At 71.3% G+C, this 14,216-nt stretch carries 10 protein-coding genes; 3 read left to right on the top strand and 7 right to left on the bottom strand.

Annotated features, from left to right (window positions below; genetic code table 11):
• Positions 1–8: 8 nt before the first annotated feature.
• The 3 genes from K1J60_RS22520 to K1J60_RS22510 all read left to right on the top strand — a co-directional run bounded on the left by K1J60_RS22520 (position 9) and on the right by K1J60_RS22510 (position 4,075).
• Positions 9–2,540, top strand: a complete 2,532-nt coding sequence (locus tag K1J60_RS22520) for an MFS transporter (protein ID WP_220647771.1) — start codon at positions 9–11, stop codon at positions 2,538–2,540.
• Positions 2,541–2,626: 86 nt separating this feature from the next.
• Positions 2,627–3,520, top strand: coding sequence for a YceI family protein (locus tag K1J60_RS22515; protein WP_220647770.1), 894 nt, complete (start codon positions 2,627–2,629; stop codon positions 3,518–3,520).
• An 84-nt stretch (positions 3,521–3,604) separates the two neighbouring features.
• Positions 3,605–4,075 carry a PPOX class F420-dependent oxidoreductase gene (locus K1J60_RS22510; protein ID WP_220647769.1) on the top strand — a complete coding sequence of 157 codons (471 nt, stop codon included), beginning with the start codon at positions 3,605–3,607 and terminating at the stop codon, positions 4,073–4,075.
• Between the two features lie 51 nt (positions 4,076–4,126).
• On the opposite strand, the gene K1J60_RS22505 is transcribed toward K1J60_RS22510, so the two are convergent.
• The 7 genes from K1J60_RS22505 to K1J60_RS22475 form a co-directional block, all read right to left on the bottom strand.
• Positions 4,127–4,888 carry a TetR/AcrR family transcriptional regulator gene (locus K1J60_RS22505; RefSeq protein ID WP_220647768.1) on the bottom strand — a complete coding sequence of 254 codons (762 nt, stop codon included), beginning with the start codon at positions 4,886–4,888 and terminating at the stop codon, positions 4,127–4,129.
• A 187-nt stretch (positions 4,889–5,075) separates the two neighbouring features.
• Entirely contained in the window at positions 5,076–6,578 is a 1,503-nt protein-coding gene (locus K1J60_RS22500; RefSeq protein ID WP_220647767.1) for an MFS transporter, read from the bottom strand.
• Positions 6,579–6,685: 107 nt separating this feature from the next.
• Entirely contained in the window at positions 6,686–8,959 is a 2,274-nt protein-coding gene (locus K1J60_RS22495; protein WP_220647766.1) for an ArnT family glycosyltransferase, read from the bottom strand.
• Positions 8,956–10,485, bottom strand: coding sequence for a glycosyltransferase (locus K1J60_RS22490; RefSeq protein WP_220647765.1), 1,530 nt, complete (start codon positions 10,483–10,485; stop codon positions 8,956–8,958). Before K1J60_RS22490 ends, K1J60_RS22495 begins: the two co-directional genes overlap by 4 nt.
• A 26-nt stretch (positions 10,486–10,511) precedes the next feature.
• Positions 10,512–12,251, bottom strand: a complete 1,740-nt coding sequence (locus tag K1J60_RS22485; RefSeq protein ID WP_220647764.1) for a sensor histidine kinase — start codon at positions 12,249–12,251, stop codon at positions 10,512–10,514.
• Positions 12,248–12,988 carry a response regulator transcription factor gene (locus K1J60_RS22480; RefSeq protein WP_033526721.1) on the bottom strand — a complete coding sequence of 247 codons (741 nt, stop codon included), beginning with the start codon at positions 12,986–12,988 and terminating at the stop codon, positions 12,248–12,250. Before K1J60_RS22480 ends, K1J60_RS22485 begins: the two co-directional genes overlap by 4 nt.
• Before the next feature lie 326 nt (positions 12,989–13,314).
• Positions 13,315–14,202, bottom strand: a complete 888-nt coding sequence (locus K1J60_RS22475; protein ID WP_220647763.1) for a DUF2797 domain-containing protein — start codon at positions 14,200–14,202, stop codon at positions 13,315–13,317.
• Between the last annotated feature and the right edge of the window lie 14 nt (positions 14,203–14,216).

The raw sequence follows: 14,216 nt of genomic DNA, 5'->3' as shown, positions 1-14,216 counted from the left end.
GAAGCCCCATGGCAACGACCACACCAGCCGGTGTGCGGGCTCACGCCAAGCACGGAGGAGGACCCGCCAAGGGTGCCCCCCACAGCGGTGGCGACCACGCCCCGATGACACACCGGCAGATCATGGAAGCGCTGACCGGGCTGCTGCTCGGCATGTTCGTGGCGATCCTGTCGTCGACGATCGTGTCGAACGCGCTGCCGGACATCATCAAGGACCTGGGCGGCGGACAGAGCGCGTACACCTGGGTGGTGACCGCGTCGCTGCTGGCGATGACCGCGTCCACCCCGCTCTGGGGCAAGCTCGCCGACCTGTTCTCCAAGAAGCTGCTGATCCAGCTCGCCCTCGTGATCTTCGTGCTCGGGTCGGCCGCCGCCGGACTCTCCCAGAACGCCGGGACGCTGATCGGGTTCCGCGCGGTCCAGGGCATCGGCATGGGCGGGCTCTCCTCGCTGGCCCAGATCATCCTCGCGGCGATGATCTCCCCGCGTGAGCGCGGCCGGTACAACGGCTACCTCGGCGCCACCTTCGCGACCGCCATGGTCGGCGGTCCGCTGGTCGGTGGTGTCATCACCGACACCAGCTGGCTGGGCTGGCGCTGGTGCTTCTACGTCGGCGTGCCCTTCGCCGTCATGGCCCTCGTCGTGCTCCAGCGGACACTGCACCTGCCGGTGGTCAAGCGCAAGGTCAAGGTCGACTGGGCCGGCGCGTTCCTCATCACCGCCGCGGTCTGCCTGCTGCTGGTCTGGGTGACCTTCGCCGGTGACAAGTACGACTGGGTGTCGTGGCAGACGTACGCGATGGTCGGCGGCACGGCCCTGCTGCTCGTGGTGTTCCTGCTGGTCGAGTCGAAGGCGAGCGAGCCGATCATGCCGCTGCGGCTGTTCCGCAACCGGACGATCGCGCTGGCGTCGCTGGCCTCGCTCTTCGTCGGTGTCGCGATGTTCGCGGGCACGATCTTCTTCAGCCAGTACTTCCAGCTGGCCCGCGACAAGTCGCCGACCATGTCCGGCGTCATGACGATCCCGATGATCGCCGGTCTGTTCGTCTCCTCGACCGTCTCCGGGCAGGTCATCACCCGCACCGGCCGCTGGAAGGCCTGGCTGCTCGCCGGCGGTGTGCTGGTGACCTCGGGCCTCGGCCTGCTGGGCACCCTGCGCCACGACACCGAGTACTGGCACGTGGCGATCTACATGGCGCTGCTCGGGCTGGGCGTCGGCATGATGATGCAGAACCTGGTGCTGTGCACCCAGAACCAGGTCGCGCCGGGTGACCTCGGCGCCGCCAGCTCGGTCGTCACCTTCTTCCGCTCCCTCGGCGGCGCGATCGGCGTCTCGGCGCTGGGCGCGGTGCTGAGCCACCGGATCACGCACTACGCCGAGGAGGGCCTGGCCAAGCTCGGGGTCTCCGGCTCCGCGACGGGCCACGGCGAGATCCCCGACCTGGACGCGTTGCCCGCGCCGATCCGCACGGTCATGGAGAGCTCCTACGGCCACGGCATCGGAGACGTCTTCCTCTACGCCGCCCCCTTCGCCGTCCTCGCGCTCGTCTTCTCCTTCTTCATCAAGGAGGTCCCGCTGCGGACCACCGGAGCGCTGGCCCAGGCGGGCCAAGCGACCCAGGCGAGCCCGGCGGAGACGCCGGCCATGGTGTCCGCCGACTCCGCCCACTCCGCCGCGACCGCCGATCCCGAGGCAGCGGTCACGGCCTCGGGCGCGGCCTCGGCCACCGCCCCGGTGTCGGGCGTCGGCGGCGGTGTCGGTGTCGGTGTCGGTGTCGGCACGGGCATCGCCGTACGGGGGCAGGTCCGCGGGGCCGAGGGCGCGCCCGTGCCGCGGGCCGCCGTCACCCTGATCTCGCTCGGCGGGCGGCAGCTCGGCCGTTCGGTCGCGGGGGCCGACGGGGCCTACGCGGTGGACGCGCCCGCCGCCGGGTCGTACGTCCTGATCGCGGCCGCCGACGGCTTCCAGCCGCAGGCCTCCACGGTCGTCGTGAACGACGAGCCGGTCGCCTACGACATCCTGCTCAGCGGGACGAGCGGGCTGAGCGGTGTGGTGCGGGCCGTCGGCGCCGGACAGGGCGTGAAGGACGCCATGGTCGTGGTGACCGATGTGCGCGGCGATGTGCTGGCCAGTGGAGTCACCGGTGAGCAGGGCGAGTTCGGCTTCGGCGAGCTGGTGCCGGGCGGGGTGACCGTCGCGGTGAACGCCGCCGGGTTCCGCCCCCGCGCCCTGCCCGTCGAGGTCGGCGGCACCGGGGTCACCCGGATCGAGATCGACCTGGAGGCCGGGGCCCGGCTCCAGGGAGTCGTACGGGCGCCGGGCGGGGCGCTGGCCGACGCCCGCGTGACCCTCGTCGACGCGGCGGGCAACGTGGTCGGCACGGCCACCACCGGCGCGGACGGGGCGTACGCCTTCGCCGACCTGGACGGCGGCGAGTACACGGTCATCGCGACCGGCTACCCGCCCGTGGCCACGGCCCTGACGGTCAGCGGCCCCGGCGTCGACGGCCACGACATCGAACTCGCGCACCCCGGCGAGTAGTTCGCGCGGACACGACAGTTGAACCACTGGCCGGTGGAGCCACCCCCCGCTCCACCGGCCGGTCGCACGCTGAGGAGTTGACGCAGATGGCAACGACAGGACGGACCGGGCTGACCACCGGGCTGACCGCGAGGATCCGTACCCGGGACGGCTGGGCCGTGTCGCACGCGGTCGTCACGGTGACCGACATGACCGGTACGCAGGTGCTGCGGGCCGAGGCGGACGCCGAAGGGAGCGTGCACGACCCCACGCCGCTCGCGCCGGGCGCGTACACGGTGATCGTCACGGCGGTCGGCTACACGCCGACGGCCTCCAGCGCCCTGGTGACGGATGGGGGTACCTCCCGCTCGTGCGAAGCCGAGAGTGGGGGAGGACGGGCGGAGATCGGCACGGTCACGCTGGCCAGGCTCGGCGGCTCGGAACTGCCCCCGCCCGGGCCCTGGACCGTCGACCCCGCCCACTCCACCGTCGCCGCCGTGGCCCAGCACCTCGGTATCTCCAGCGTCCACGGCCGTTTCACCGACTTCTCGGCCTCGATCGAGATCGCCCCGACCCCCGACGAGGGGACCAAGTCCCGGGTGGCGGCGGTGATCCGGGCCGCCTCGATCGACACGGGGAACACGGTCCGGGACCAGCACCTGCGCTCCGCGGACTTCCTCGACGTCGAACGGCACCCAGAGATCACCTACGTCTCGACCGGCCTCACGCCCGTCGGGCCGGACCGCTGGACCGTCCACGGCGAGCTGGGCATGCACGGGGTCGTACGGCCGGTGGACCTGGACCTGTCGTACTTGGGCACCGGCGCGGATCCGTGGGGCGGCACCCGCGCCGCCTTCCGGGCGACCGCCGAACTCCGCCGTGAGGACTTCGCCATGAACTACAACCAGGTGGTGCGGGCGGGGATCGCGGCGATCGGTACGACGTTGAAGGTGGAGCTGGACGTGCAGGCGGTGCGGGGGGAGGCGCTGCCGCAGACCTGAGCGTGGGCACGCGCCGGCGTGGGCGTGTGGGTACGCATGACAGGGTCAGGCTCGTGGACCGGGCGAGGCCCTACGCTGAGCGGCATGGCACGGAACATCGCGACCAACACGTCGGTATCCCTCGAAGAGCTGCTCGACTTCGTACGCCCCCGGCACCGGGCGCTCCTGCTCACCCGGCGATCCGACGGCGGCCCCCAGGCCTCCCCGCTGACCTGCGGTGTCGACGGCTCGGGCCGGATCGTGGTCTCCACGTATCCCGAGCGGGCCAAGACCCGCAACGCCAAGCGGGACGAGCGCGTGAGCGTCGTCGTGCTGAGCGACGACTGGGACGGCCCCTGGGTCCAGATCGACGGCACGGCCGAGGTCCTCGACTCTCCGGACTCGGTCGAGCCCCTGGTGGAGTACTTCCGCAACATCTCGGGCGAGCACCCGGACTGGGACGAGTACCGCGAGGCGATGGTCAAGCAGGGCAAGTCGATCATCCGGATCACACCGGTGAAGTGGGGGCCGGTGGCGACCGGCGGCTTCCCGGCGCGGCTGGCGCAGGAGGGCTGAGGGGCCGCGGGGGCTGATTGGCCGGAGCCTGAGGGGCCGGGGGGCTGCGGTTCAGCCCCTCGTCGCCATCACCTCGATACCGGCGACGAGGGTGTCCAGGGCGTAGCCGAAGTCGCGTTCGCGCATCTCCTCGACGGTCTCGCCGCCGCGGGCCTCCATCAGGGCGGCGGAGTGCTGGATGACCTCATGGGGTTCCAGGGAGTCGGACACCGCGCTCATGGCGTTGCGGAAGTACTCCTCCTGGGTCATTCCGGCCGCGGCACAGCGCTGCGCGAAGTGGCCCTCGATGGTGCCGAAGCCGTACACGAACTGGGAGACCGCCGCGATGGCACCGGCCTGGCCGCGCGCGGGCAGCCCGGTGCGGCGGATCACGCGCTGCACGGCGAGCGAGAAGTCCAGCGCGTGCGGGCCGATGTTGAGGAAGGTGCCCGCGAGGGGCGACACCCAGGGGTGGCGGACCAGGACCGCCCGGTACTCCCCGGCCAAGCCGCGCAGTTGGTCCCGCCAGTCCTCGTCGGAGTCGGGCGGGGGCAGCCGCATCTCGTCGAAGGCCTGGTCGAGGGCCAGTTCCAGCAGGTCGTCCTTGGTGTCCACGTACCAGTAGACCGACATCGCCGTCACGTTGAGCTCGGCCGCCAACCGCCGCATCGAGAACTTGGCCAGCCCCTCGGCGTCCAGCAGCCGCACGGTCGTCACGGTGATCCGCTCCCGGTCCAGCCCCGTGGGCTGCCCACCCCGCCCGGCCCGCGCTTTCCTGTCCAGCCAGACGCTGGCCCGCGCGGCTCCGTCGGACCGACCGGCTCCCTTCACCATGACGCACCTTCCGAGACACACTTTTCTCCGCCGGAGACGATGCTAGGCGGGTGAAGACCCGGGAAGTGCCGCGCGCAGCGCGCACTCCAGGGGCGCGGGGCACCGCGCGAACCACCACGACGCACCCGCACCTGCACCCGCACCCGCACCCGCACCCGCACCCGCCGAACGGACGGCACCCCCCGAGCTACGCGGCGCCCACCAACTCCCGCTCCCCCTTCTCCGCCCTGCGCAGCAACCCCGCCGCCACCATCCCCCCGAGCAGCACAGCCACGGCTCCCACCAGCAGACTCGTCTCCAGCCCGGAGGAGAACGCGGACATCACCTCGGCCCGCTCGACAGCCGTGTCCGCACCCGCCAACGCCGCCGGCAACGACGCCGCCGCCACCGGAATCAGCGCCGCGAACCGGGAGTTGAGCACGGCCCCCAGCACGGCCACCCCCAATCCCGTGCCGAACTCGGCCAGCGTGCCGTTGATCCCGGCTCCCACCCCCGCCTTGGCCGGCGGAATCGCGCTCATGATCGCGTGTGCCATCGCGGGGTTGGCGACCGCGCAGCCGATCCCGATCAGCACCAGCCCGAGCAGCGTCCCGGCGTAGCCGCCGGTGGCCATCGTGGCGATGGAGACCAGCCCGCCCGACATCAGCACCATCCCCAGCGCGATGGACACCGGCGTCCCGAGCTTCGCCGTCCACTTCGCCGACAGTCCGGAGAAGTTGAGGACGACGACGACCAGGGCGAGCGGCGCGATCCGCAGCCCCGCCTCCAACGCGTCGTAGCCGAGCACGAACTGCAGATGCTGAGTGAGGAGGAAGAGGGCGCCCCCCATGCCGAAGGTGATGAGGACGACCCCGGCGACGGCACCAGTGAAGCGGCGGTCGCGGAAGAAGTGCGGGTCGAGCATGGGGTAGGGGATACGGCTCTCCCAGTACGCGAAGGCCGCGAGGACGACCGCCGCGACGACGGCCGTGGCGAGCACCCGGCCCGACGTCCAGCCGTGTTCGGGACCCGAGATGATCGCGTAGACGAGGGCGGTCATACCGAGGGTCGACAGCAGCGCGCCCGCCAGGTCGGGCCGGTCGCCCTGCGGGTTCTTCGACTCGGGGACCAGCGCGATCACGGCGACCACACCCAGCGCGGCGACCGGCAGGTTGATCAGGAAGATGGCGCCCCACCAGAAGTGTCCGAGCATGAGACCGCCGAGGAGGGGGCCGGCCGCGAAGCCGAGCGCGTTGACCGCCGCCCAGATACCGATCGCCTTCGGCTGCTCCTCGGGCGTGAAGATCTGCATCGCGACGGCGAGGGTCGTCGTGAGCAGCAGGGCGCCGCCGACACCCATCCCGGCCCGCGCGGCGATCAACTGCCCGGTGGACTGGGCGAGTCCGGCCCCGAGCGATCCGATGCCGAAGAGCACCAGACCCGCGATCAGCATCTTCTTGCGGCCGTAGCGGTCGGCCGCGCTGCCGGCGGTGAGCAGCAGACCCGACTGCACGAGCGAGTACGCGTTGATCATCCACTGGATGTCCGAGGTGGCGGCCCCCAACTCCTCGGTGAGGGACGGGATCGCCACGTTCAGCACGGTGTTGTCCAGCAGCACGGTGAGCTGCGCGAGACAGATGACACCGAGGATCAGCCAGCGCTGCGGGTGCCCCTGGGTGGAGGGCGCCGTGGAGATGGTGGGGGTCGACATGCTGTACACCGTAGAACAGTTCCTATACGGCGTACAACGCGGAAAGGGGCGGCGGCCCGGGGGTTCGTCCGCACCCCGGGCCACCGCCCCGCCTCTCGCGGCCTTGCCTACTTCGCCTGTGTCAGGTCGTAGAACGTCGTGCCGTCGACCGTCACCGACTCGAAGTTCTCCTGGACCCAGGAGCTGATCTGCGAGGAGGTGCCGTCGCTGCCGCCGCCCATCCCGCGACCGCCGCCGGAACCGCCGGAGATGAAATAGTGGATCTTGCCGTCCGCCACGTACTTCTTGAACTCCGCGAGGGTCGGGGACGGGTCGGTGCCGTTGAAGCCACCGATCGCCATGACCGGCTCGCCGGTGGAGAGCTGGTAGCTCGCCGCGTTCTGGGCGCCGATGGCGGCGGCCGCCCAGGTGTAGTCACTCGCGTTCTTCTCCAGCAGTTCCTTGGCCTCGTCGCTGACGGAGGTGCCGTTGATCAGGCCACCCATGCCGCCACCGCCGCCGCCACCCATGCGCCCGCCGTCACCGTTCTGGGTCTGACCGTTGCCCTGGCCCTGCTGCTGGTTCTGCTGGTTCTGTTGGCCCTGCTGGTTGTTCTGACCGCCGCCGAAACCGCCGGTCGGGGGCTGACCCATCTGACCGTTGCCGTTCTGACCGTTCTGGCCGCCCTGCTGGTTCTGGCCCTGCTGGCCCTGCTGGTTGTTCTGGCCCGGCATGCCGCCACCGCCGCCGGCGGGACCGCCGCCCATGCCGCCACCGCCGGGGCCACCGCCCATTCCGCCGCGGGTCGACGGACCGGCCGTCACGATCGAACCGGTGTGCCCCTCGTTGAGGGTGGTGAAGGTGTACGCCGTCGGGCCGGCCACCGCCGTGACGAGACTCAGGCCGACCACCGCCAGGACCAGTCGACGGCCCAGCCTGGCCACGAAGACCAGGCCGAGCGCGGCGACCAGACCGCCGACGAGCACGACCCACTTCAGCCAGGGAAGGTAGTCGGAGGAGCGGTTGAGGAGGACGTAACCCCAGACGGCCGTGGCCGTCATGGCGGCGGCCAGCGTGATCGACGCCCAGAACCTGTCCCGCTGGTCCCAGAGGAGCGCCGCGCCCATGCCGATCAGCGGCGCGATGTAGGGGGCGAGGGCCACGGTGTAGTACTCGTGGAAGATGCCCTGCATGAAGCTGAAGACCACCATGGTGATCAGCAGCGAGCCGCCCCAGAGGAGGAAGGCCGCGCGGGTGGTGTCGGTGCGCCGCAGCTTCCGCGTGGCCCAGATCGCCGCCCCCAGCAGGATCAGCGCGGCCGGGATCAGCCAGGAGATCTGACCGCCGATGGAGGAGCTGAACATCCGGTCCCAGCCGGTCTCGCCCCAATTGCCGCCACCGCCGCCCCCGCCCCCGCCGACGCTGCCGGTCTCCTCGCCGTTCAGGCGGCCGAGACCGTTGTAGCCGAAGGTCAGCTCCAGGAAGGAGTTGTTCTGCGAGCCGCCGATGTACGGACGGGAGGACGCGGGCCACAACTCGACGATCGCGACCCACCAGCCACCGGAGACGACCATCGCCAGCCCGGCGAGCAGCACCTGGCCGACCCGCTTCCTCACCGAGGCCGGTGCGAGGACGACGTACACGATCGCGAGGACCGGCAGGATCAGGAAGGCCTGGAGCGTCTTGACCAGGAAGGCGAGACCGATGGCGACGCCCGCCCAGACCAGCCACTTCGTCTGGGCCTTCTCCGTCGCGCGCAGTGTGCAGTAGACCGCGGCGGCCATCAGCAGCGCGAGCGCCGCGTCCGGGTTGTTGAAGCGGAACATCAGCGCGGCGACGGGCGTGAGCGCGAACACCGCCATGGTGATGAAGCCGGCCGTGGCGTTGAAGCGGCGGCGTACGGCCGCCCACAGCACCCCGGCGGTGGCGACGGCCATCAGGACCTGCGGGAACAGGATCGCGAAGGAGTTGAGGCCGAAGAGCCGCACCGACAGCGCCATCGGCCAGAGGGAGGCCGGGGGCTTGTCGACGGTGATGGCGTTGGCGGAGTCCAGCGAGCCGAAGAAGAAGGCCTTCCAGGACTGGCTGCCCGCCTGTACGGCCGCCGAGTAGAAGGAGTTGGCGTATCCGGAGGCCGTGAGGTTCCAGGTGTAGAGGCCGCCGATGAGCAGGAGGGTGAGGAGGAAGCCGGGGCGGACCCACCGGTTGTCCCCGGGCCGGCCTCTCCACAGGCGCTTGGCGAAGGGCTGCCCGGGCTCGCCCGAGTCGGGGGCCGGGGGCTCGGCGGGTGCCCCCGGAACCACCGGTTCCTGTTCGGCGTGTACGGCGGTCGAGGTGGGCTGGGTTCCCCGGTCGGGGCCGGGACCCCCCGGCCGGCTCGTCGTTTCGAACTGCGTCGTCATCGTGCGTTCCTCGAATCCTGATCGTGCGGGCGCACCGGCCGCATCTGCATGGTCGGCTCCCCCCAGGTGAAGTCCGCGGCTTCTCCGGCGCGGAACGGGGTCGTGGTGTACGTCGGCTGGAACCGGTCCTGATGGCCGTACGGCCCCGGCTGTCCCGGACGTACCGTCGCCGCGGTCGCGTGGAGCGGCGAGGAGGCGTGGCGCGGGGCGGGGTGGTGCGAGGAGGCGTGGTGCGGGCCGGGGTGGTGCGCGGCGACGACGGTCGAGCCCTCCGCGGGGGAGCCGTCGCGCCGGTCCGGGAAGACCCACGCCCGGAAGAGCAGGAACCGCAGCACCGTCGCCGCGAGGTTGGCCGCGACGAGGACCGCCAGTTCCGTGGAGTGCGCGGGGTCGGAGGTCGCCGCGTTCAGGGCGGCGAGCGAGCCGCTGGTGAGGGCCAGTCCGATGCCGAACACCACCAGCCCCTGCGCCTGGTGCTTGACGACACCGCCGCGGCCACGGACGCCGAAGGTCAGACGCCGGTTGGCGGCGGTGTTGGCGACCGCCGAGAGCAGCAGGGCGAGCGCGTTGGCGATCTGCGCCCCCGAGAAGACCCGGAAGCCGCTGTAGAGGAGCAGGTAGAACAGGGTGGAGAGGCCGCCCACCACACAGAAGCCGAGGAGTTGGCGGGCGAGGCCGCGCGGCACGTCCTGGATGTCACGGTCCCGGGGATCGTCCCCGAACGGCCGTGCGAGCCGGTCGAGCGCGAGGGACCCGGTGGCCAGCGCCTTGCCCACCCGCCAGACACCCTTGAGGTCGTCGGTGGCCGTCTTCACGATGTGGACGGTCGAGTTCGGGTCGTCGACCCAGTCCACCGGCACCTCGTGGATCCTGAGCCCGGCCCGCTCCGCGAGCACCAGCATCTCGGTGTCGAAGAACCACCCGGTGTCCTCGACCAGCGGCAGCAGCACCTGGGCGACGTCCCGGCGTATCGCCTTGAACCCGCACTGCGCGTCCGAGAACCGGGCCTGGAGCGAGCCGCGCAGGATCAGGTTGTACGCCCGGCTGATGAACTCCCGCTTGGTGCCGCGCACCACCCGCGACGAGCGGGCGAGCCGGGAGCCGATCGCGAGGTCCGAGTGGCCGGAGATCAACGGGGCGACGAGCGGGAGCAGGGCGTTGAGGTCCGTCGACAGGTCCACGTCCATGTAGGCGAGGACCGGCGCGTCGGAGGCGGACCACACGGTCCGCAGGGCCCGCCCCCGTCCCTTCTGCTCCAGCCGGAAGGACGTCACCTCGGGAAGCTCGGCCGCCAGCCGCGCGGCCACCTGCGGGGTGGTGTCCGTCGACGCGTTGTCCGCGATCGTGATGCGGAACGCATACGGGAACGTGCGTGCGAGGTGCTCGTGCAGTCTGAGCACGCACGGCTGGAGGTCCTTCTCCTCGTTGTAGACGGGGATCACTACGTCCAGGACAGGCGTACCGGCGTTTCCGGCCGGGAGGTGCTCCCGCGCCGGCAGGGTGCCGGGAGAAGAGTCGGTTCGCATGCCAACCACATTCGCGAGCCGCTCTGTTATGCCCGTGTGCTCACACTGTGGTGCGCCTGTGAGTCCGATTGCCGGCGTGTTGCGCCGGTCACCAGGTCGTTCCCGTCGAACGCGCCGTCGTGCTCGCCGTCGTACCGAAGGTCGTCGAGTTCCCAGTTCGCGGCGTCGTCGAGCAGCGGTACGTCCCGGCCGAGGGCCGGCAGATGCACGGTGAACACGGTCCTGCCGGGCACGCTGTCGACGGTCACGGCACCGCCGTGCGCGTCGGCGACGGCCTGCACGATGGCGAGCCCGAGTCCGGTCGAGCCGGAGGCCCTGGACCGCGACGAGTCCCCTCGCGCGAACCGCTCGAACACGTGCGGCAGCAACTCCTCGGGAATGCCCTGTCCGTCGTCCTCGACGTCGACGCACATCCACGGCCCACGCCGCTGCACGCGCGCGGTGACGGTCGTGCCCGGGGGCGTGTGCGTACGGGCGTTCGCCAACAGGTTGACGAGCACCTGCTGCAGCCGCGCCGCGTCCGCCGACACGAGCGCGGGCATGTCCGGCAGGTCGAGCCGCCAGCTGTGGCTCCGCCCGGCGACCCGCGCGTCGCTGACGGTGTCCACGACGAGGGGGATGAGGTCGGTCTGCTCGACCTGCAACGGCCGTCCGGCGTCGAGCCTCGCGAGCAGCAGCAGGTCCTCGACGAGCATGGTCATCCGCCCGGACTCGGACTCGATCCGCCCGAGCGCGTGCCGGGTGTCGGGCCCGATCTCCTCCCGGCCGCGCCGGGTCAGCTCGGCGTAGCCACGGATGGACGCGAGCGGCGTCCGCAGCTCATGACTGGCGTCGGCGACGAACTGCCGTACGCGCGTCTCGCTCTCCTGCCGCGAGTGCAGGGCGCCGTGGATGTGGTCGAGCATGCGGTTGAGCGCGGCACCCACCTGGCCGACCTCGGTGTGCGGATCGGTCTCGGAGACCGGCACGCGTTCGTTGAGGGTCACCTCGCCGGTGTGCAAGGGCAGTTCGGAGACCCGGGTCGCGGTGGAGGCGACCTTCCGCAGGGGACGCAGGGCGACACCGACGAGGACGGACCCGGCGATACCGGCGGCGATGAGGCCTGCGGCGGTGACGCTGAGTTCTACGGCTATGAGGGTGTTGAGGGTGTTGTCGACTTCAGTGGTGGGGAGGGCGACGTAATAGGCGCCGTTGTCACCGCTCCGGTACATCACGCGGTAGTCGCCGAGCCCCGTGATGGTCACGGTGTGGGCGTCCCCGTCCTTGGGAACACTGTTCAGCTCTGCGAGCTGGTCCTCGTCCATTGCGTACGCCGTGGCGCCCGTGACCCCGTTGTCGGAGGTCGACTCCTTGCCGACCATGCCCTCCACGGCGGTGCCGTTCGTGACCTTCGCCGCGATGGTGCCGATCATCTGCTGGGGGCCCCGGGTGACGAACTCCTCCAGGTCCGGCGGACCGGTCTCCTTCTTGAGGGGGTCCTGCTCGCCGTCGGGCTTGGGCTGCGTGGTGCCAGGAGGCAGGTTCTTGGGGCCGACGCCCGCGGCCCGACCCACCACCTGGCTGACGGAGTCGTCGAGCTGGTCGTACAGATGCGAGCGCAGCGCGACCGTCGTCACCGTCCCGATCACCGCGCACACCACCGCGATCAACGCCACGGCGGAGACGACGAGCCGCGTACGCAGCGTGCGCGGCTGTCCTCGCCTCAGCCCCGGCCTCAGCCCCGGTCTCGGCTGCCTCTGCGTACGCGTCCGTCGTCGCCCGCTCATGACGAGGCGGGCTTGATCAGGTAGCCGGCCCCACGCCGGGTGTGGATCATCGGCTCCCGCCCGGCGTCGATCTTGCGCCGCAGGTACGAGATGTAGAGCTCGACCACATTGGCCTGGCCGCCGAAGTCGTACGACCACACGCGGTCGAGGATCTGCGCCTTGCTGAGGACGCGCCGCGGATTCCGCATGAGGAAGCGGAGCAGTTCGAACTCGGTGGCGGTGAGGTGGATGTTCGCCCCGCCGCGCGACACCTCGTGGCTGTCCTCGTCGAGCATGAGGTCACCGACGACGAGCACGGAGTCGGAGCGGCGGTCGGCGGCGCCGGAGCGGCGGATCAGCCCACGCAGCCGGGCGACGACCTCTTCGAGGCTGAACGGCTTGGTCACGTAGTCGTCGCCGCCGGCGGTGAGCCCGGCGATCCGGTCCTCGACCGCGTCCTTCGCGGTCAGGAAGAGCACGGGCACGTCCGGCAACTCGCGCCGCAGCCGACCGAGGACGGTCAGGCCGTCCATGTCGGGCAGCATCATGTCGAGGACGACGGCGTCGGGCCGGAAGTCTCGGGCGGTCTGGAGGGCACCCGTGCCGTCCCCCGCACTCCGGATCTGCCATCCCTCGTAGCGCAGGGCCATGGACAGCAGTTCGGTGATCGACAGCTCGTCGTCCACCACAAGCACTCGGACGGGGCTCCCGTCCGGCCTCAGCAGTTCGGTGCGCCCCTGGGGCGAGGTCGTGGTCATGCTGGACACCTTGTCGGGGCCCCCTGAGAACACCCTTTCCGGAACCTGTGATTTTTCTAAGAAACGCACAGGCGCCTCTCAGGGAACACCTGGGAAGATCCCCGACTTCTCGGACGCCACCCCCGCCGACCAGCACTTTTCTGATCGATTCCACGGCGTTCCCCAGGCCGCCTCACCGGGGATCCACAGCCCCGCCACCACGGCTGGGGGCCCTGGGCCGACCCGCCCTGACACCGCTTTTATGCAAGCGCCGTCATGATCCGCCCTCTCCCCACGGAGCGCTGCGGCCCCACGCTCTGCCTGCCTGGAAAAGCCCCCTCCGAGCCTCAGAACAACCCGTCCTGCACGCTCCCGTCCCCCCTGCTCCGCAACTCCCGTACGGGCAGGGTGAGGACGCCGCGAGGCCCCTCGCCGACGGGTCCGGTGAGCTCCCACCCGGTCATGAGCCGTGTGTCGAGCACCACGACCCCCCGCCCGGTGGCCAGATGCAGATCGGGTCCGGCGACCGCGAGGATCTCGCCGCCCACGGACCCGCCCGTGACCAGCTCGGTCACCACGGCGTCGGCGGCCGGCAGCCCGTCCAGCCCGAACGTCCCGAAGTGATCGACTGCTTGGAAGGGAACGCGCTCCAACGACTCGGGCCATCCGGCGAGCGCCTGGGCCCGCCCATGCAGCTCAGCCAGCTCCTCGACGCGCTCCTCGACCGCCGGCAGATCGGCCCGCCCGACCCGCTTCTCGGCGTACGGGATCCGATCAGGCACCCCGAGCGCGGCCCGCAGCATCTCCTCCGACCGCCGCGCGGCCATCAGCGGCCCCCGCCCGAGCCATCCGAAGCAGACCGCCCCCTGCTCCAACAGCCGCGCCGGTCCCCGCTCGACGGCGGTGATCCCGACCTTCACCATGCCGGGCCCGAACCACGCGAGGTACACGTGATACGGCCGCGGGTCGTCGGCGATCGTGTCGGCGGCCACGGAATGCGCCCGGTCGAGCCGCGCACACTCCTCGCACCGGGCCCCGGTACTCCGCCCCGGCACCTCAGCCAGCACCGGACACGGGTTCCCGCGAGCACCGACGCACGTCCGCGCGTCGCTCACGACCCGGAAAGCCACCGACTTCCCCCGCGGCAGCGGACTCCCCCGTCCACCCGCCCACTCCAACGACGGCGCCCCGCCCTCGCCCCAGCGCAGCCCCGTACATCTCCACACGCGTGCCATCCCCCACGACAGTA

Origin of the sequence: Streptomyces akebiae (assembly GCF_019599145.1) — a bacterium.
Taxonomy (GTDB): Bacteria; Actinomycetota; Actinomycetes; order Streptomycetales; family Streptomycetaceae; genus Streptomyces; species Streptomyces akebiae.
Note: the sequence above shows the minus strand (reverse complement) of the source record. Positions and strands in the feature narration are given on the sequence as shown.